At 56.8% G+C, this 19,115-nt stretch carries 10 protein-coding genes and 3 pseudogenes; 11 read left to right on the forward strand and 2 right to left on the reverse strand.

Features of this window, described 5'->3' with window-relative positions:
- Nucleotides 1–213 precede the first annotated feature (213 nt).
- The 11 genes and pseudogenes from rpsL to ACSYSS_RS02435 all read left to right on the forward strand — a co-directional run bounded on the left by rpsL (nucleotide 214) and on the right by ACSYSS_RS02435 (nucleotide 16,477).
- The gene (rpsL, locus tag ACSYSS_RS02385) at nucleotides 214–585 is read left to right on the forward strand and encodes a 30S ribosomal protein S12 (RefSeq protein ID WP_491703901.1); all 372 of its coding nucleotides are present in this window, start codon (nucleotides 214–216) and stop codon (nucleotides 583–585) included.
- Between the two features lie 2 nt (nucleotides 586–587).
- The gene (gene rpsG / locus ACSYSS_RS02390) at nucleotides 588–1,058 is read left to right on the forward strand and encodes a 30S ribosomal protein S7 (protein ID WP_044087154.1); all 471 of its coding nucleotides are present in this window, start codon (nucleotides 588–590) and stop codon (nucleotides 1,056–1,058) included.
- A 39-nt stretch (nucleotides 1,059–1,097) separates the two neighbouring features.
- Nucleotides 1,098–3,227 carry an elongation factor G gene (fusA, locus tag ACSYSS_RS02395; RefSeq protein WP_491703902.1) on the forward strand — a complete coding sequence of 710 codons (2,130 nt, stop codon included), beginning with the start codon at nucleotides 1,098–1,100 and terminating at the stop codon, nucleotides 3,225–3,227.
- A 159-nt stretch (nucleotides 3,228–3,386) separates the two neighbouring features.
- Complete coding sequence (gene tuf / locus ACSYSS_RS02400; RefSeq protein ID WP_491703903.1) at nucleotides 3,387–4,586, forward strand: elongation factor Tu; 1,200 nt, start codon at nucleotides 3,387–3,389, stop codon at nucleotides 4,584–4,586.
- 240 nt (nucleotides 4,587–4,826) lie between these two features.
- A complete protein-coding gene (gene efp / locus ACSYSS_RS02405) occupies nucleotides 4,827–5,393 on the forward strand; it encodes an elongation factor P (RefSeq protein ID WP_491703904.1) in 567 nt (188 codons plus the stop codon).
- A gap of 238 nt (nucleotides 5,394–5,631) precedes the next feature.
- Nucleotides 5,632–6,081, forward strand: a pseudogene (gene nusB / locus ACSYSS_RS02410) (transcription antitermination factor NusB); the annotation flags it as partial.
- A 716-nt stretch (nucleotides 6,082–6,797) separates the two neighbouring features.
- Nucleotides 6,798–7,991: pseudogene (gene carA, locus ACSYSS_RS02415) on the forward strand (glutamine-hydrolyzing carbamoyl-phosphate synthase small subunit); the annotation flags it as partial.
- Between the two features lie 140 nt (nucleotides 7,992–8,131).
- A complete protein-coding gene (carB, locus tag ACSYSS_RS02420; RefSeq protein WP_491703905.1) occupies nucleotides 8,132–11,509 on the forward strand; it encodes a carbamoyl-phosphate synthase large subunit in 3,378 nt (1,125 codons plus the stop codon).
- Between the two features lie 166 nt (nucleotides 11,510–11,675).
- A complete protein-coding gene (locus ACSYSS_RS02425; protein ID WP_491703906.1) occupies nucleotides 11,676–12,632 on the forward strand; it encodes a TatD family hydrolase in 957 nt (318 codons plus the stop codon).
- Between the two features lie 298 nt (nucleotides 12,633–12,930).
- Nucleotides 12,931–15,501: pseudogene (locus ACSYSS_RS02430) on the forward strand (KUP/HAK/KT family potassium transporter); the annotation flags it as partial.
- Nucleotides 15,502–15,679: 178 nt separating this feature from the next.
- Nucleotides 15,680–16,477: an HD domain-containing protein gene (locus ACSYSS_RS02435; RefSeq protein WP_491703907.1), complete on the forward strand. Its 798-nt coding sequence runs from the start codon at nucleotides 15,680–15,682 to the stop codon at nucleotides 16,475–16,477.
- A gap of 34 nt (nucleotides 16,478–16,511) precedes the next feature.
- Here ACSYSS_RS02435 and ACSYSS_RS02440 read toward each other — a convergent pair whose 3' ends face one another.
- Both ACSYSS_RS02440 and ACSYSS_RS02445 read right to left on the reverse strand, forming a co-directional pair.
- The gene (locus ACSYSS_RS02440; protein WP_491703908.1) at nucleotides 16,512–17,636 is read right to left on the reverse strand and encodes an ATP-binding cassette domain-containing protein; all 1,125 of its coding nucleotides are present in this window, start codon (nucleotides 17,634–17,636) and stop codon (nucleotides 16,512–16,514) included.
- Entirely contained in the window at nucleotides 17,633–19,075 is a 1,443-nt protein-coding gene (locus ACSYSS_RS02445) for an FtsX-like permease family protein (RefSeq protein WP_491703909.1), read from the reverse strand. The genes ACSYSS_RS02440 and ACSYSS_RS02445 overlap by 4 nt, the downstream gene beginning before the upstream one ends.
- Between the last annotated feature and the right edge of the window lie 40 nt (nucleotides 19,076–19,115).

Consider the following 19,115-nt stretch of genomic DNA (forward strand, 5'->3'; position numbering starts at 1 on the left):
ATTATTATATGTATGTGCCAATGGCATGTCTTATGTAATAGACGTGGGCATTGGGATATCCCGGAACTCAGTGAAAGTGCTGCAGTAATGCGGTAGCGGAGGGCGAAGGGCCATCGGGCCGGTGGACTGGGCTGCTTTACCGATTCGTCGGAGGGGCTGCACGGTTGCGGCTTCACCAATTAAGGATTCAAATCAACGAATCGGAGAAATAGGTTGCCTACAATAGAACAACTGGTCCGCAAAGGACGTAAGACCAAGGTCAAGAAGTCGAAGACCCTGGCAATGAAGGGAAGCCCGCTGCGTCGTGGCGTGTGCACCCGTGTTTATACCACCACCCCGAAGAAGCCGAATTCGGCTCTGCGTAAGGTCGCTCGTGTGCGCCTGAGCTCGGGCATCGAAGTCACCGCCTACATCCCTGGCGAAGGTCACAACCTGCAGGAGCACTCCATTGTGCTCGTGCGTGGTGGCCGTGTCAAGGATCTGCCTGGTGTGCGTTACCACATCGTGCGCGGTGCGCTCGATACCCAGGGTGTCAAGGATCGTAAGCAGGGTCGTTCCCTGTACGGAGCAAAGAAGGCCAAGTAAGCATGTCACGTAAAGGACCATCCAAAAAACGTCAGTTGCTTCCCGATCCGATCTACGGTTCACTCGTCGTCACGCAGCTGATCAACAAGATTCTACTCGATGGCAAGAAGTCCATCGCAGAAGGCATCGTCTACTCCGCCCTTGACATCGTCAAGGAGAAGACGGATCAGGAGCCGGTGAGCGTGTTGAAGCGCGCCCTGGACAACATTCGCCCGAGCCTTGAGGTGCGTAGCCGTCGAGTCGGCGGCGCCACCTATCAGGTGCCGGTCGAGGTCAAGCCGAACCGTGCGAATGCGCTGAGCCTTCGCTGGCTCACGGACTTCTCCCGCAAGCGTCGTGAGAAAACCATGGCCGAGAGGCTCGCCAATGAGATTCTCGATGCCTCCAACGGCCTTGGCGCTTCCGTCAAGCGTCGTGAGGATACCCACAAGATGGCTGAGGCCAACAAGGCCTTCGCCCATTACCGCTGGTAATCGCAAGTATCGTATACAAGGGAAGCGTAAGGAACATTTATGGCACTTGATGTGCTCAGCGACCTCAACGAGGTCCGTAACATCGGTATCATGGCTCACATTGATGCCGGCAAGACAACGGTGACGGAGCGAATTCTCTACTACACCGGCAAGAACTACAAGATCGGCGAGACCCACGACGGCGCCTCCACCATGGACTTCATGGCTCAGGAGCAGGAGCGCGGTATCACCATTCAGTCCGCGGCAACCACTTGCTTCTGGAACCGCCAGACCCATGACCCGGAGCAGAAGTTCCAGGTCAACATCATCGACACCCCCGGCCACGTGGACTTCACGGCCGAGGTGGAGCGTTCGCTGCGCGTGCTCGATGGCGCAGTCGCGGTCTTTGATGGCAAGGAAGGCGTGGAGCCTCAGTCCGAGACAGTGTGGCGCCAAGCCGACAAGTACGGCGTGCCCCGCATCTGCTTCATCAACAAGATGGATAAGCTTGGCGCAGACTTCTACTACTCCGTCGATACCATCAAGAAGAAGCTCGGAGCCACTCCGTTGGTCGTGCAGTTGCCCATCGGCGCTGAGAACGACTTCCTCGGTGTGGTCGATTTGATTCGTATGAAAGCCTACGTCTGGAAGGACGTCTCCGGTGACCTTGGTGCCCACTACGACACCGTCGACATCCCTGACGACTTGAAGGACAAGGCTGTTGAATACCGTGCCACGCTCGTCGATCAGGCGGCTGAGGCCAACGACGATCTCACGGAGAAGTACCTCGAGTCCGGCGAATTGACTGACGATGAAATTCGCGCTGGCATCCGTCAGCTCACCATCGAGCGCAGGGCCTACCCGGTGCTCTGTGGCTCGGCGTTCAAGGACAAGGGCATTCAGCCCATGCTCGATGCCGTGGTGGATTACCTTCCGAGCCCCGAGGACGTGCCGGCCATCGTCGGTTTTGACCCCGCTGACGAGTCCAAGGAAATCGATCGTAAGCCTGTGATGAGCGATCCGTTCGCCGCGCTGGTCTTCAAGATCTCCACCCACCCGTTCTATGGCAAGCTCGTGTTCGTGCGTGTCTACTCCGGTTCGGTTAAGCCCGGCGACACGGTGCTCGACTCCACCAAGGACAAGAAGGAACGCATCGGTAAGATCTTCCAGATGCATGCCGACAAGGAGAACCCGGTTGACGCTGCAGAGGCCGGCAACATCTACACGCTCGTCGGTTTGAAGAACGTATCCACCGGCGACACGCTCTGCGATGAGAAAGCCCCGATCTCCTTGGAGTCCATGACGTTCCCGGATCCTGTGATCCAGGTGGCCGTGGAGCCCAAGACCAAGGCCGACCAGGAGAAGATGAGCCTGGCGCTTGCCAAGCTCGCCGACGAGGACCCGACCTTCCAGGTCACCACAGACCAGGAGAGCGGCCAGACGCTGATTGCCGGCATGGGCGAGCTTCAGCTCGACATCATCGTCGACCGTATGCGCCGCGAGTTCAAGGTGGAGTGCAACGTGGGCAACCCGCAGGTGGCCTACCGCGAGACCATTCGCAAGCCCGTCATGAACCAGGAATACACCCACAAGAAGCAGACGGGTGGTTCCGGCCAGTTCGCGAAGGTGCTCATGAACTTTGAGCCCCTCAACACCGAAGAGGGCGAGAACTACGAGTTCGAGAACGAGGTCACCGGCGGTCACATCGGCAAGGAATTCATTCCTTCGATCGATCAAGGTGTGCAGGAGGCCATGGAGTCGGGCATTTTGGCCGGCTTCCCTGTCGTGGGCGTCAAGGCCACCGTCACCGATGGTCAGACACACGATGTGGATTCTTCCGAGCTTGCGTTCAAGATTGCCGGTTCGATGTGCTTCAAGACCGCTGCCCCCAAGGCCAATCCGGTCATTCTGGAGCCCATCATGGCCGTCGAAATCCACACTCCTGAGGAGTATATGGGCGACGTCATGGGAGACATCAACTCCAGACGTGGCAACATCCAGGAGATGCGCGACGCCGCAGGTGTCAAAGTCATCGACGCCAAGGTACCGTTGAGCGAGATGTTCGGCTATATCGGCGAGCTGCGCAGCAAGACGCAGGGCCGTGGCTCCTTCTCCATGCAGATGGATTCATACGCCGAGGTGCCCAAGAGCATTTCGGACGATATCATCAAGGCTCAGCGCGGCGAATAACAACGTAGCCATGCGTGTGCCGTGTCCCCAGTCTACGCTAGACTTTTCTAGCGCTGACTGGGTTCGGGCACTGTGTGGCGAGTAACCCAGAAACCCAGTAAACTGGTGCCAACCAGGCTGAAAGCAGAGGTTGGCCCGAAACGTCCAGGAGGACAACAAATGGCAAAGGAAAAGTACGAGCGGACTAAGCCGCACGTTAACATCGGCACCATCGGCCACGTCGATCACGGTAAGACAACCCTGACCGCGGCCATCTCCAAGGTGCTGCACGAAGAGTATCCCGATCTCAACCCGGAGTATGACTTCGATCAGATCGACGCCGCACCTGAAGAGAAGCAGCGCGGCATCACCATCAACATCGCCCACATCGAGTATCAGACCGCAAAGCGTCACTATGCTCACGTGGACTGCCCCGGCCACGCCGACTTCGTGAAGAACATGATCACCGGTGCAGCTCAGATGGATGGTGCAATCCTCGTGGTTGCCGCCACCGATGGCCCAATGGCCCAGACCCGTGAGCACGTTCTGCTCGCCCGTCAGGTAGGCGTGCCGAAGATTCTCGTCGCGCTCAACAAGTGCGATATGGTCGACGATGAAGAGCTCATCGAGCTCGTCGAAGAGGAAGTCCGCGACTTGCTCGAGGAGAACGGTTTCGACCGCGATTGCCCCGTCATCCGCACCTCCGCTTACGGCGCACTGCACGACGATGCCCCGGACCACGACAAGTGGGTCCAGACCATCAAGGACCTCATGGATGCCGTCGACGACTACATCCCGACCCCGGTTCACGACCTTGACAAGCCGTTCCTGATGCCTATCGAGGATGTCTTCACCATCTCCGGTCGTGGCACCGTGGTGACCGGCCGTGTCGAGCGTGGTAAGCTCCCGGTCAACACCAACGTTGAGATCGTCGGCATCCGTCCGACCCAGAGCACCACCGTCACTTCCATCGAGACCTTCCACAAGCAGATGGATGAGGCTCAGGCAGGTGACAACACCGGTCTGTTGCTCCGCGGCATCAACCGCGACGATGTGGAGCGTGGCCAGGTTCTGGCCAAGCCAGGCACTGTGACTCCTCACACCAAGTTCGAGGGCGAAGTCTACGTGCTGACCAAGGACGAGGGCGGCCGTCATTCGCCGTTCTTCTCAAACTATCGTCCGCAGTTCTACTTCCGCACCACCGACGTCACCGGCGTCATCACGTTGCCGGAAGGCGTCGAGATGGTTCAGCCCGGAGATCATGCCACCTTCACCGTTGAGCTTATTCAGCCCATCGCCATGGAGCAGGGCCTCACCTTCGCAGTTCGCGAAGGCGGCCACACCGTCGGTTCAGGCCGTGTCACCAAGATCATCGAATAGTTAGCGCTATTCGCTAAAACGGTGATGCCGCTTAAGGCTAACTGTTGAGGGAGCCGATTCCTTGTGGAGTCGGCTCCCTTTTTGTATACGGTTCTTCCTCTTGTGCTACCTATTGCGGCATATGGTGACGCTTTGGTAGTGCGTGAGGCTTCTCTATGCTTCATGGCATAATAGACAAGGCTTTTATCGGACATCGCTGCAGATTGCAGTATTTTCAAAGACATATAAGGGTGAGTAAATTTGGCACAAACTACTAATGATATTAAGAACGGTTCCGTATTGAACTTGGATGGCCAACTGTGGCAGGTCACCAAATTCCAGCATGTCAAGCCTGGCAAGGGGCCGGCTTTCGTGCGTACCACCATCAAGAACGTGCTTACCGGCAAGATTGTCGATAAGACGTTCAACGCCGGCATGAAGATGGAGTTCGAGACGGTCGACAACCGTAACCTCCAATATTCCTATGAGGATGGGGAAAGCTACGTGTTCATGGATATGACCACGTATGATCAGATCAACATTCCAAAGGATCTGGTCGGAGATCAAGCCAAGTACTTGCTTGAGGGCACCGATTGCATCGTTAGCTTCCATGATGGCACCCCGCTGAGTGTGGAGCTGCCAGCGTCCGTCATTCTCAAAGTAACTTCCACTGAGCCTGGGGTGCAGGGGAATCGAGCCAATGCTGGCACTAAGCCTGCCACTGTGGAGACCGGAGCCGAGATTCAGGTGCCACTCTTCGTGGGTGAAGGCGAGAGAGTCAAAGTCGACACCCGTGATGGATCCTACCTTGGCCGTGAAAATAACTGATATTTGCAGACGAAACTGTGCAGCTGCGCTCAAACCGGGAGTTTGCAGATTAGCTGTGCAGACAAAATGAGGCTGTGTTCGAGGTTCTCAGCAATCTGAGAACCTCTTGGTTTCTTGACATCCTGATACGTTTCCATGGGGAAGTTGACTGGATGAGTGGAACTGTTGAAATCGGCAATTCGGTGAGAGGTATGTAACACCGAAAATGTCGAAACAATGATTGGGTTAGAGGATTGATATGGCACGTTCTACTGCACGGAAACGGGCGTTAAACACCTTATATGAGGCTGATGAAAAAAGTCAGGACATTCCCTCATTGCTTGAGGAACGCATTGCCCAGCCTGGCGCTCAGACACCGTTGCCAGAGTACTCGATTGTCTTGGTCCGCGGTGTGGCCGATCACGAGGAAGACATCGACAGCGTTCTTGGCAAGTACTCCACTAAATGGACCATCCGCCGAATGGCTGTGGTGGATCGCAACATTCTGCGTATTGCCGCGTGGGAGATTCTCTTCAACGACGAAGTCCCAGACAAAGTGGCAATAGACGAGGCTTTAGGCCTGGCCAAGGCACTGAGCGACGATGAGTCCCCGTCGTTCATCCATGGTCTGTTGAGCGCCATCTGCAGCAACAAGGAAGCTGCTCTGGCTCAAATCAAAGAAGCTGAGGAGGAACGCAAGGAGCAGGCTCGGCGGGAGGCTGCTCTGCATGCCCCCACAGCGCCAGGGTTTCTTACTTCCGGCGGCATCTCAGGCCACGGTGACGGTGTGCCGATGCAGTGGGATGAGTCCGCCGAGGGCATCGAATCGACTGAGTCGAATATTTCCCATGAGTCGGGTACCGGTAGCGCGCCTAAGACAGTCGATGAAGCTCAGACTGCCAATGGGCCCCAGACGGTCGATCCTACAGGATTGATTGAGCCTACCGCAACTGCTGAACCCAAGGAACCTGTAGATACACAGACTGTTGAATCAACCGTTGAATCCACTGATGAGGCAACTGTTGAATCCACTCAGTCCGAGGGATCCGGATCGACTGAGCGTAAAGCCGTCGAGCATGAAGCCGTCGAACATGCAGAGGCAAATGAAACTGTGGCGACCGCCGAAGGCTCAGGTGCAGATACTTCCGCTTCCCCTGGAACTGACTGATTTCTTTTCGTGGTTTCATATCGCCGCTGTATGCCAATTCGCGTTTGAAGGCGCAGCAGAAAGACCGTGCCCGTTTACTTACCAATTTCGAGTTTTCCGTGCTATTCGACTTTGAGGCATCGTTATGTTGGTTTTGGGGATTCGCCCTCATCCAGCCATGCCGCTATACTTTCGTAGAATATCCGCTGCAAAAAGGGGTACAGGTGAATCTCAATGACACCAAAGCCAATGCAGTCGGTAGCCATTTCCAAAATACAGTGAATCCAGCCGTTCTTGTGCTTGAGGACGGGGAAGTGTATGAGGGCGATGCCTACGGCGCATTGGGGCAAACAACAGGAGAAATCGTTTTTACAACAGGTATGACGGGGTATCAGGAAACGCTGACCGACCCCAGTTATGACCGTCAGATTGTTGTTCAGACGTTTCCACACATCGGCAATACCGGTGTCAACGACGAGGACGATGAATCGCAGAAAATATGGGTGTCGGGCTACGTGGTCCGCGAACCCAGTCCCTGTGTCAGCTCTTGGCGGACCAGACGTCCGTTGGAACAACGATTAATAGATCAGGGAATCGTCGGTATTTCAGGAATCGATACACGTCGTCTCGTACGGCATTTGCGAACAGCAGGTGCCATGCGGGCCGGCGTTTTTTCTGGTTCGGCACTGCTGAACAGCGGCCAAAACGCGGTTGCGCAAGAGTTACAGTCTCAACCTCAGTCTGGTCAGCGCAAGGTGGTATCGGAGCTGCTTCAAATCGTGCGAAGTGCTGCGACGATGACAGGTTCCCACTTGACCGGTGAGGTGAGCACTGACGAAACCTACACCGTAGAGCCTTGCGGTGCGTGGGAGGGCCAAGAGCCTCGTTGCACGGTTGCAGCACTCGACCTTGGCCTCAAATCCATGACACCTCATCGTCTTGCCGAGCGAGGCTGCCGCGTGCATGTGTTGCCGCTGAACACCACTTTGGCTCAGATCAAGGAATTGAACCCCACCGGCGTATTCTTCTCGAACGGGCCTGGCGATCCCGCCACCGCCGATGATGAAGTGAGGTTGCTGCGGCAGGTGCTTGATGCCGGTTATCCGTTCTTTGGCATCTGCCTGGGCAATCAGCTGCTTGGCCGTGCCCTCGGTTTCAAAACGTATAAGCTCAAATTCGGGCACCGTGGTGTGAACCAACCGGTCAAGGATCTCACCACCGGCAAAGTGGAGATCACGGCCCATAACCATGGCTTCGCGGTCGATGCACCGATAGGCCATCCTGTGGCGACTCCGTTTGACAACGGCCGTTATGGACGAGCGCGAGTCTCGCATGTGGATTTGAACGACAACGTGGTTGAGGGTCTCGAATGCCTGGATGTCCCCGCATTTTCAGTGCAGTATCATCCGGAAGCCGCCGCAGGACCACACGATGCCTCTTATCTGTTCGATAGGTTCATTGATTTGATGGAGTTGGGACATAACCCGCTACCAAAAGCGACACATAATGTCGTAGGAGGTAGCGCCACCGACAGACCGCTACCAAAAACGACGTTGAGTGTCGCAAAAGGTAACGGAAACGATGACGACGATGATAGCGAGGAGGAACGCTGATGCCAAAACGTAACGATATCCATTCGGTCATGGTCATCGGCTCTGGCCCCATTGTCATCGGTCAAGCAGCCGAGTTCGACTATTCGGGTACCCAAGCGTGCCGCGTGCTCAAAGAAGAGGGCATTCGCGTCATTCTGGTCAACTCCAACCCGGCCACCATCATGACCGATCCGGAAATGGCTGACGCAACCTATATCGAGCCGATCGACACCGGCATCTTGGAGCGCATCATCGACAAAGAGCGTCCGGACGCGCTGCTGCCCACGTTGGGCGGCCAGACCGCCCTCAACGCCGCAGAGGCGCTGGGGGCTGCTGGTGTGCTGGAAAAGTACCATGTGGAACTCATCGGCGCCTCGCTGGAGGCCATCGACCGTGGTGAGGACCGTGAGCAGTTCAAGAAGGTTGTCGAGGCAGCCGGCGCGGAATCCGCACGATCCGATGTGGCCCACACGCTCGATGAGGTCGACGCCATCGTGGAGAAACTCGGCTACCCTGTGGTGGTTCGCCCGAGCTTCACCATGGGTGGCCTGGGCTCCGGCATCGCGCGCAACAAGGAGGACCTGCACCGTATCGCCGGCGCGGGCATCCACTATTCGCCCACGAACGAAGTGCTTGTGGAAGAGGGCATCGAAGGCTGGAAGGAATTCGAGCTTGAGCTCATGCGTGACCGCAAGGACAACGTGGTGGTGGTTTGCCCGATCGAAAACGTGGACCCTGTAGGCGTGCACACCGGCGACTCCATCACTGTGGCCCCCACATTCACGCTCACCGACCGCGAGTACCAGCGCATGAGGGACATCGCCATCGCCATCATCCGTGGCGTGGGCGTCGACACGGGCGGGTGCAACATCCAGTTTGCCGTGAACCCGAGGAACGGCCGCATCATCGTCATCGAGATGAATCCGCGCGTCTCCAGGTCTTCGGCGCTCGCATCCAAGGCCACCGGATTCCCCATCGCCAAGATAGCCACGAAACTCGCGTTGGGCTATACACTCGACGAGATCAGCAACGACATCACCAGCTCCACGCCTGCCAGCTTCGAGCCCACCATCGACTACGTGGTGGCGAAGGTGCCTCGTTTCACCTTCGAAAAGTTCCCCGAGGCCGACCCGACGCTGACCACTTCCATGAAGTCGGTGGGCGAGGCCATGGCCTTGGGAGGCAACTTCCAGGAGGCACTTGGCAAGGCCATGCGCTCCATCGACAAACGGCATATGGGCTTTAGTTGGGAAGGGCTCAAGCCCGATGCCAATGAAGTTGCCCAGTTGCTGCAGACCATGCGCACGCCTACGGAGAACCGTTACCTTGAAATCGAACGGGCCGTTTGGGGTGGTGCCACAGTGGACCAACTCTACGATGCCACGAAAATCGACCCATGGTTCCTCACCCAGTTCGAGTTGATCAACAGAACTGCCATGGAAGTTCGGTATACCGAGACGCTTTCTAAGCATCTTCTGCGTAAGGCCAAGCGTGCCGGACTGTCGGACTTGCAGATCGCCCACTTGCGTTACTTGGGCGACGGAGGCGAGAAGACCATACGCCAGCTTCGCCAGAGCTACGACCTGCGGCCCGTCTACAAGACGGTCGACACCTGCGCCGCCGAATTCGACGCGGTCACCCCGTATTACTACTCGTGCTACGCCGACGAAAGCGAGCTCAAGCCGCGCGAGCGCGAGGCGGTGATCATTCTCGGATCGGGCCCCAACCGCATCGGTCAGGGCATCGAGTTCGACTACACCTGCGTGCACGCCGTCCAGGAGCTGGGCAAGGATTACGACACCATCATGGTCAACTGCAATCCGGAGACCGTCTCCACTGACTACGACATGTCCGATAGGCTCTACTTCGAGCCACTCACTTTTGAAGACGTGATGGAGATCTATGAGGCGGAGAAGAAGTCAGGACCGGTCAAGGGCATCATCGTGCAGCTCGGTGGTCAGACCCCGCTTTCACTTGCCGCACGCCTCAAGGCTGCTGGAGTGCCGATTTTGGGCACGAGCCCAGAGTCTATCGACTTGGCTGAGAACCGCGAGCTTTTCGGTGAGGTACTGCGTCGTGAGCACTTGAATGCCCCACGTTATGGCACGGCCTTGAGCTACAAAGAGGCACAGGCCGCCGCCCACGAGATCGGCTACCCGGTGCTCGTGCGGCCCAGCTATGTGCTTGGCGGGCGTGGCATGGAAATCGTCTATGACGATGCGCAGCTGGAGAAGTATGTGGACCGCGCGCTCGCCGCCGCCCAGTCCGATACGGTGGTCTCTGGCCGCCTGCCTTCTCCGTTGCTCATCGACAAGTTCCTGCAGGACGCCATCGAGATTGATGTGGATGCACTGTACGACGGCAAGGAGCTGTACGTTGGTGGCATCATGGAGCACGTGGAGGAAGCCGGTGTGCATTCCGGCGATGCCGCCTGCACCCTGCCGCCGAGCACACTTTCTGATAGCCAGATTGACCGGTTGCGCAGGGCCACATTGTCTATCGCCGAAGGATGCGGTGTGCGGGGTGTGCTCAACGTGCAGTTTGCCTTCATGGCCGACACCCTCTACGTCATCGAGGCCAATCCGCGCGCTTCGCGAACCATCCCCTTCGCGTCCAAGGCCACCGGTGTGGCTCTTGCCAAGGCCGCAGCCCGCATCATGGTGGGGGAGTCCGTGGCCGACCAGCGCCGGCGTGGTCTGCTATTGCCGATGGGTGACGGCGGAGTGATGCACCCTGGTCAGCAGGTGGCGGTCAAGGAGTCCGTCCTTCCGTTCAAACGATTCAGAACAGAGGCAGGACGTTCAGTCGATACCTTGCTCGGCCCTGAAATGCATTCCACCGGTGAGGTGATGGGCTTTGACCGTGACTTCCCACATGCATTCGCCAAGAGCCAGCTTGCCGCTTATCAAGGCGGCTTGCCGGTCAAGGGCAATGTGTTCCTTTCTGTAGCCGACGCCGATAAGCGACAGCTTCCGTTGATTGCCGTTCGCCTGCAGGAGCTGGGCTTCACGTTGTGCTGCACGGAAGGCACGGCTTCGGTGCTGCGGCGCTATGGTATTGAATCACGTGTGGTGAGTAAGATTTCCACCACGGCGCAGGAGGAAGAATCGTTGCATGAACGCTTCGGCGAGGATGCGTTGGGCAAGAATCCGCTTCAGTTGATAGATTCGGGGCAAGTTGACCTAGTCCTGAACACACCAAGCAACCGCGATTCACGTTCGGATGGGTACGTGATTCGATCGGCGGCCGTCGCAGCCGACGTTCCTCAGTTCACCACGGTCACCGAGTTTCTGGCGGTGATTCTTGCGATTGAAGCTGTGAAATCGGGAGATTATCAGGTAATGAGCATCCAGGAGCACGCCCGGCAACTCTTTGCGTCTGAAGGCGTGGAACAGTAGCCGATAGCCGATAGGCGATGCTGCTACCTACAGCGACAGCTGATGTCGTAGTAGGTATAGCAGCATCGGCTGGATGTACATGGCTGGCTACTTACAGCGACAATAGGCGTCATAAACGGTAACGTACCCATTCAGTTAGCAGATAGCGCTGATTAGACTGGTAGATATGAGTAAGAAACATCGCGATCGCAGTTGGGCACTTGCGCCTCCTGCGTTGTCTGAAGGAATCCACGTGGTCGATGATCATACGCATGTGGCCAGCGTCGTTCCGTTTGCCCGTGAGATGAACCGTCAGGCTCTCGAGCGTGAGCAGCCGTCAGTGCCGGTTTATACGGTCGACGAGATGCTCGACCAGGCGCAGGCGGTTGGTGTGGAAGGCATCATCGATGTGGGCTGTGAACTGCCGAGCCTCAAGACTGCGGTGCAGATGTCGATCGACCACCCCGGTGTTGTGCACGCTGGCTTGGCGATTCACCCCAACGAGGCTGTGCTGCATGGCCATCGTGGTGCGCCGGGTCCCGACGGGTTGCCTGTGAAGTATCAGCCGTGGCATGATGTAAGCTTTGAGGATGCGCTTGCCGAGGTCCGCGGGCTGGCTGTTGCATATCCCGAGCAGGTGGTGGCGATAGGCGAAACCGGAATGGATCTTTTCCGCACCGGCGAGGAGGCCAAGGAGATTCAGCGTGATGCGTTTCGTGCCCATATTGCGCTTGCCAAAGAGCTGAATCTGCCGATGCAGATTCACGACCGAGACGCGCACCGTGAGGTCATCGAGACACTGATTGCCGATGGCAGCCCAAGCCGGACCGTGTTCCACAGTTATTCAGGAGATCTTGAGATGGCGCAGTTGGCGCGTGAACAGGGTTGGTATCTCAGCTTTTCAGGTACTGCAAGTTTCAAAGGCAATGATGAGATTGCCAAGTCGGCGGCCGTGGTGGGGCTTGACCACATCATGGTGGAGACGGATGCTCCCTACCTTGCTCCGATGCCGTACCGCGGGCGTACAAACGCCCCGTACATGATTCCATATACACTCGTGGCGCTTGCAAATGCGTTGGATCTGCCGATTGCCTCGGTTGCCAAAGCCACACGGGAGACCACGCGGACCGTGTATGGCGTGTGAGTCGAGGATGAGGGTTGTGGAATATGAGTCTGCATCTGCATTCCATGTCAAGAGGTGGTGACGGAGTCGATGCGATTCGTTGGGTTGGGCTTTCTAACGACTTGTCGATTTTCCATACGAAAAACAAGGGAAGTGATGAATTGAGCTGGTTCAGAATGCCCATGGATGGTTCGTTTTGGCAAAATAGGGATATGGATATAGACTTATGCGTTGGTTTTGAAATCAGCCGGTGAGAGAGCTGAATCAAGTAGAAGAGCAGTGGTTACGCGGGGAAGGTCCCTGCGCTGGAGGGCAAAGCATGTCGCAGTCTCGTGCCGATGATGTTCCACAGTCAAAAAATAGTTCGCAGTCCGGGACCAACCCGGATACGAAGGGTGCTGTGCAAAAGAAGAATCAAACGAATGGCGGTTCACGCACAGACCAAGGTCGGAAAAAACAGGACAGTAGGAGCGAGGCGCGTGCCCAAGCTCGTAGCATCGGCATCTCGGGTCAGGCCGCAGGTACTTCGCAGTTGGCCAGGCTTGCCAAGCCGTCGAATGCACAGACCAAGGGCGCATCCGCGAGTGCAGGCGGCCATGGTGGTGCCAAAGCTCGGTCCAAGGCTGAGAAGTCTCAGCAGGCTGCCGTCACCGCCCAGGTGAAGAAGATCAAGCGTGCCCAGAAGGCGACGAAGGCGCAAGCTGACGCGCAGGCCGCAAAGGCGGAGAAGGCCGAGAAGGAGGCATTGCTCCGTGCCGATACCTTCACCAATGCACCTAGGGTCTCGGGAGCCACACTTACACAGGAAGAGCATGATGTTCTGGTCAAGCAGGAGAAGGAGGAGCGCGAGGAAGCGCAGAAACTGGCCAGCACCAAGGCTAGAGGCCCGTTAGGCCGTTGGTGGCACAAGCTGCAGGCCAGTCCCGACCGTGTGACGCTGGGCATGGCCATCGTGGCCCTTGGTGTGGTCTACGGCGACATCGGCACATCGCCTCTATACACTTCGCAGACCTTCCTTGCCGGTCAGGGTGGGCTAGGCAACATCAACCGTGAGGCGGTGCTCGGTCTGCTGAGTCTGGTCTTCTGGTCCATCACCCTCATTACCACCGTCAAGTACGTGTTCGTGGCTATGCGCATCGACAACAAGGGCGAGGGCGGCATTTTCGCGCTCTTCTCCCTCATCCGCCATCACGGCAAATGGCTGGCCATCCCGGCGATGGTGGGTGGCGCCGCCTTCCTGGCGGACTCCGTGCTTACCCCTGCGGTTTCCATATCCTCGGCTGTCGAGGGTCTCAAGACCATACCGATCTTCCAGCCGGTGTTCCACGATAATGCGAATCTGACGCTCATGATCACGGTGGTCATCATTCTCATCCTCTTTGCAGTGCAGAGTCGCGGCACTGAGTCCATCGGTAAGGTGTTCGGCTCCGTGGTGCTCGTGTGGTTCGCCTTCCTTGCGATTACTGGCATCATGAACCTCGATGGTGACTGGAGTGTGTTCGAGGCCATCAATCCGGTCTACGGCATCAGGTTCCTCTTCAGCGGCAACAACGTCGCAGGGCTTACCCTCATGGGTACGGTCTTCCTCTCCACCACCGGTGCGGAGGCGCTCTACTCGGATATGGGCCACGTGGGCCGCGGCAACATCTACGTCACCTGGCCCTTCATCTTTGTGGCTCTTGTCTTCAACTACTTCGGACAAGGCGCTTGGATGCTGCGCAACCAAGGCAACAAGGCGTTGATGGCTGTCCAGGATGGTGTCAATCCGTTCTTCCAGATGATGGGCCCGAACCTGCGCCCTGTGGCCGTGGTGCTTTCCGTGGCCGCAGGTGTCATCGCCTCCCAGGCGCTCATCACCGGTGCGTTCACCATGGTCTCCGAGGCCACCGGCCTCAACTGGATGCCACATCTTCAGGTGCGTTACCCTTCACGCACACGCGGTCAGCTCTACATTCCCACCGTCAATCTCGTGCTGTGCGTGGCCACGCTGTCCGTGCTCGCCATGTTCAAGGATTCCGAGCATATCTCCGCAGCATACGGTTTGGCCCTTACCATTACCATGATCACCACCACCGTGCTGCTCACCGTCTATATCTGGTACCATCATCACAGGTTCTTGGCGGTGCTCTTCTTTGTGGTGTTCATCTCCATCCAGACGCTCTTCTTCATCGCGTCCATGGCCAAGTTCCTGCATGGCGGCTGGTTCACCATGTGCCTGACCCTGCTGATTCTGCTCATCATGGTCACTTGGAACGATGGAACCAAGATCGAGCGGAGTCAGCGCCGGCATATGAAGCCACGCGATTTCATCCCGGTGCTTGCCAAGCTGCATGAGGACTTCCGCCAGCCCTATTTCGCCGACAACATCGTCTATCTCACCTCCGATTGGGACATGAAGCGGCTCGATACCGACATCTTCTTCTCGATCTTCGCCGATCATCCCAAGCGTGCGCGCGCCTGGTGGGCCGTCTCCGTGGTGACAACGGATGAGCCGTTCACCCGTGAGTACTCCGTGGAGGATTTCGGCACGGACTACATCTTCCGCGTCAAGATTCGTCTTGGTTTCAAGGTTTCACAATCCATTCCCGCCTACATCCATCAGGTGATGCATGACCTCTCTGCCACCGGCGAGCTGCCCCAGCAGAAGTCCGTGTATCCGAAGGTCGACGCCGACCCAGACATCGGCACTGTGCGTTATGTGCTGCTGCACAAGGCGCTGATGCCTGAGTCGAAGATCACCGCGCGCGAGGCGTTCTCGCTGAAGATGAAGTATTCCATTCGTCATCTTGCAGGCTCACCGGTCAAATGGTTTGGTTTGGCGCCTTACAATCCGACCATCGAGACCCAGCCGCTCTTCGTCTCCACCAAGCGGCCGCCGCGTCTGCAGCGCAAGGCACTGAAATCACGTGCCGAAAAGGTTAAAAAATAGATTCGCTGTGAGATTCCGTCGAGCTTCCATTTGTGCTGTTTTCTTGCAAATATCGGCACAAATGGAAGCTTTTCCTTAGCCAATTGGCATAAACGTCGGTTGTGGCGTGACGACGATGGTTCTGCCATACAATTGACGTATGACTGAAACCGAAAATACCGTTCCCTATGTTCCCACGCTCGCCCAAACCGACGAGCTCCATAAGTCGCTTGCACCTTCACAGGCGGCCTATGACCTCATTCATACACACTGTGTAATCATAGCCACCATTACTCGTCAGCTGGTGCGCCGTCAAAATGCATTGTTTGTGCGTCGTTGCACGTTACCGGCAGATGCGGCCGAGCTCAGGGGAACCGGCGATTGCCGAACCGATCCGACACAATCGGGGAGTGCCGCCTTGCCCGCACCGTCTGTGCCGCCCACGGACAGTGTGACCGGCGGTTTGGTGCCCCCGCGCCTACTGGATGAGAACCTTGCAGTGGTTGGGGCCATGTTGCACGATATCGGCACGTACCTGGTGCTGAGAAACGACGGCAGTGATGGCAAACCTGTGAGGTTTGACGGACCAAATTACATTCTGCACGGGTTGCGCGGTTATAACTGGCTTGTTGCTCAGGGAGTCGATGAGTCGATTGCTCAATTCGCCCGCAACCACACAGGAGTAGGCTTGACCCGAGCGCAGGTGGTGGCCCAGAAGCTGCCGCTGCCGCCAGATGACTATGTGCCGACGAATCTGGAGCAGGAGGTGGTGATGGTAGCCGACAAATACAACAGCAAATCGGTTCCACCTCGGTTCCTCACGGCGGAGGCGTATGCCCGCAAGGCCTCTCGGTATGGCCAAGCCAACAAGCAGGCATGGCAGTCTCTGGTGACGAAATACGGCAGACCCGATATCCCTGCGCTAGCTGCCCGTTTTCATATGAACTTGGAGCAGTAGAGCGCCGCGAATGAATGGTTGCGCGTAGTGCTATTCAATCATTGAACTGTATCGTTTCGTCGGCGGCTGCGATGTCGGAATCGTCGTCGGTAAGCATGATGACGCAGCGCTTGGGATCCTTGGTGTGAGCGATTTGTGCCAGCAGATTGACAGCCGTCTTGCGCTCGTCATCGTCTTCCAGACCGCCTGCGGGATTGTCGGCAATGATAACGCTGGCATCGCAGGAGATGGCCCGTGCGATGGCTACACGGCGCCGATTCAGCTCGCTCACTTTTCGTAGCGGTATGCCTGTCACCGCCTGGTCAAACCCCACTGTTTTCAGCAGACTATGGGCAATTTCAGGTATCGGCTGGAGGAATGTACGACCACTAGACTTCATGGTGCGTTCCACATTGTCCAAAGCATCCAATGCGTCCCAAACACTATAACGCTGAGTGATGAGGCCAATTCGATGCCCACGAATTTCGTTGATGTCCAATTCGAGTAGTCCGGAACTCCTGAGCATCACCTGCCCGCTGTCGGGGCGTACAAAGCCCCCTGCCGCTTGCAGGAATGCGCGCCTTTGCTCATCGTCCGCACCTGCGACGGCATAGAGATTGCCAGCCTCGAACGCCCACTGCAGGTTGTCTAGCACGGCGCGGCCACTGCTGCGATTGGTGAGTGTCACATGGTCGAGGCTCATGGCAGGGTAGGAACGCAGCAGGACCGAGGCCGCCTGGGTAAAGCTGTCTTCTTCAGCATCGTCCTCAATGTACGTATCTGACTCATCAACAGAGTCAACGCTTCCAACACTGTCGTCATCGGCAATGGATGTGGCGGAATCTGGTTCATCTGTGTCTTCGCCAACTTGGGGTGGATTCTTCCCTATAGTTTCGTCCGAATTTGGATATAGCTTGATGTTGGCGAAAGCGTCGAGGTTCTGCGCAATCTTGGAAGCAGTATGTTGGCTCCTGTCTTCCTCATCAGCGTGGGTGTCCGCGTTGTGGCCATTCGTCTGGGTTTGAGCCTCTGCTGTTTGCGTGCCCAGGGTTTGAACAGCCTCTTCGCCATCCTCCTGTGTTGTAAGGTCTGGCTCTCCGTCGTCGTTGTAGACCACTGAGAATGTGACATCCTCGATATCGTCGGTCTGTTGTGTGGGCTTGCTGTCCTTGTCGCTCATCGGTTGGCCTCCTCATCTGTACTTGTATCGGTGTGTTCGGTTGGGTCCCCGTTGGGAGTCTGGTCGCTTGAGGAGTCTTGAACCTTGTGTTCGTCGGTTGCGGTGGCCTGAGCCGATGACGCTCCCGTACGAGTATTGAATAATGAGGCCGTTCGTGCCATCAGAGCCCTCAGATATGCAAGTATCGCAAGTACGGCAATGGCTGCCAGAGTATACCACATCGGAATCCAACAATCGGGGACGAGCGGTATGACATGTCCTGCCGTCAGTGCCTTGCCCAGCGGTTTGATGGTGATGATGATTGCGGCGCCTCCTAGCACCAGGCCTACGAACGCCGGCAGGACGAGCTCGAACATCAGCTGCGTGCCAATGCGCAAGCGGCTATTGCCGATGATCGTATCCATGCCGATCTCGTCACGTCTACGGGTTAGGCCCCAAGCAGCCAACAGCGCCAGAAGCGTGCCCGCGGTGATGTAGACTATCTTCGTACCGTTGTGCAGATTGTCGGACAATGTTTTCAGCGGTGCTATCGATGCTTCGTACTTGGTCAGTGTCGGAGATTTCACCTCATATCCTTTGGGCAGGCCAATCTGCCGTATCGCCTTCTTGAACGAGGCGTAGTCGCTGACGCTTTGCAGTGTGAAACCAATATCGAACTCAGGCGTTGCCCAGCCTGTGGTCGTTCCGTTCAGGACGGTGTCTGTGGCAAGCTGAGGGAACATAGGCGTAGTGTAAATCACGTTGTTCCTGTTGTCTTTGGCCAGTTTGGTGTCTCCTGCGGTTCCTTCCAATGGATCCGATGTATATGTGTATATTCCCTTGACCTTCAACGAATAGGTGTTCTTGGGGTTGGTGGCGTCGCCGACTTTGATGGTGCTGCCCACCTTGAGGTTGTTCTTTGTCGCGACCGCCTGGGAGACCAGGGCGTCTTCCTTGCCGGGCTTGGTGAAGTTAAGATTCTTGCCCTGCGTTATCTTGAACGTTCCAGCGTGGTTGATGCTCATGCCATTGGCATCGTATAGGCCGACGAGTGTGAATTCTCCGCCTGTCTTATCGGGGCTCTGGTCTGCGGTGCCAGGTATTGCCTTGATTGAGCTTGTCTGACGAACAGGCAGTGACTCGGTGAGGACATATTGCGATTGAATCTGGAACTGTTGAAGTGCCGAGACATACATGGAATATTGGGAATACGATAGATAGCTCTTGGTGATGGCGGAGTTTGCCCTGTTGCGTTGCTCCAGTTTCGTGGCGCTGGGCCTGAGGACGGCTGTGGGTTTGAGCATCTGATAGGCTTCGCCCTGCTGCGCCTCAGCGCTCTCTGCAGTGAGCGCCTGGGTGAACACGGAGCAGAAAATCCCTGCGGCGGCTACCAGTACGATAAGCAATGTACGACATTTGTGCCGTTTCATCGTGGACCATGCACTTGTGAACACGAACATGCGTTCTCCTGTTTCCTTAGGTCTTACACCAGCCCAACTC

The organism is Bifidobacterium sp. ESL1118 (assembly GCF_058505595.1).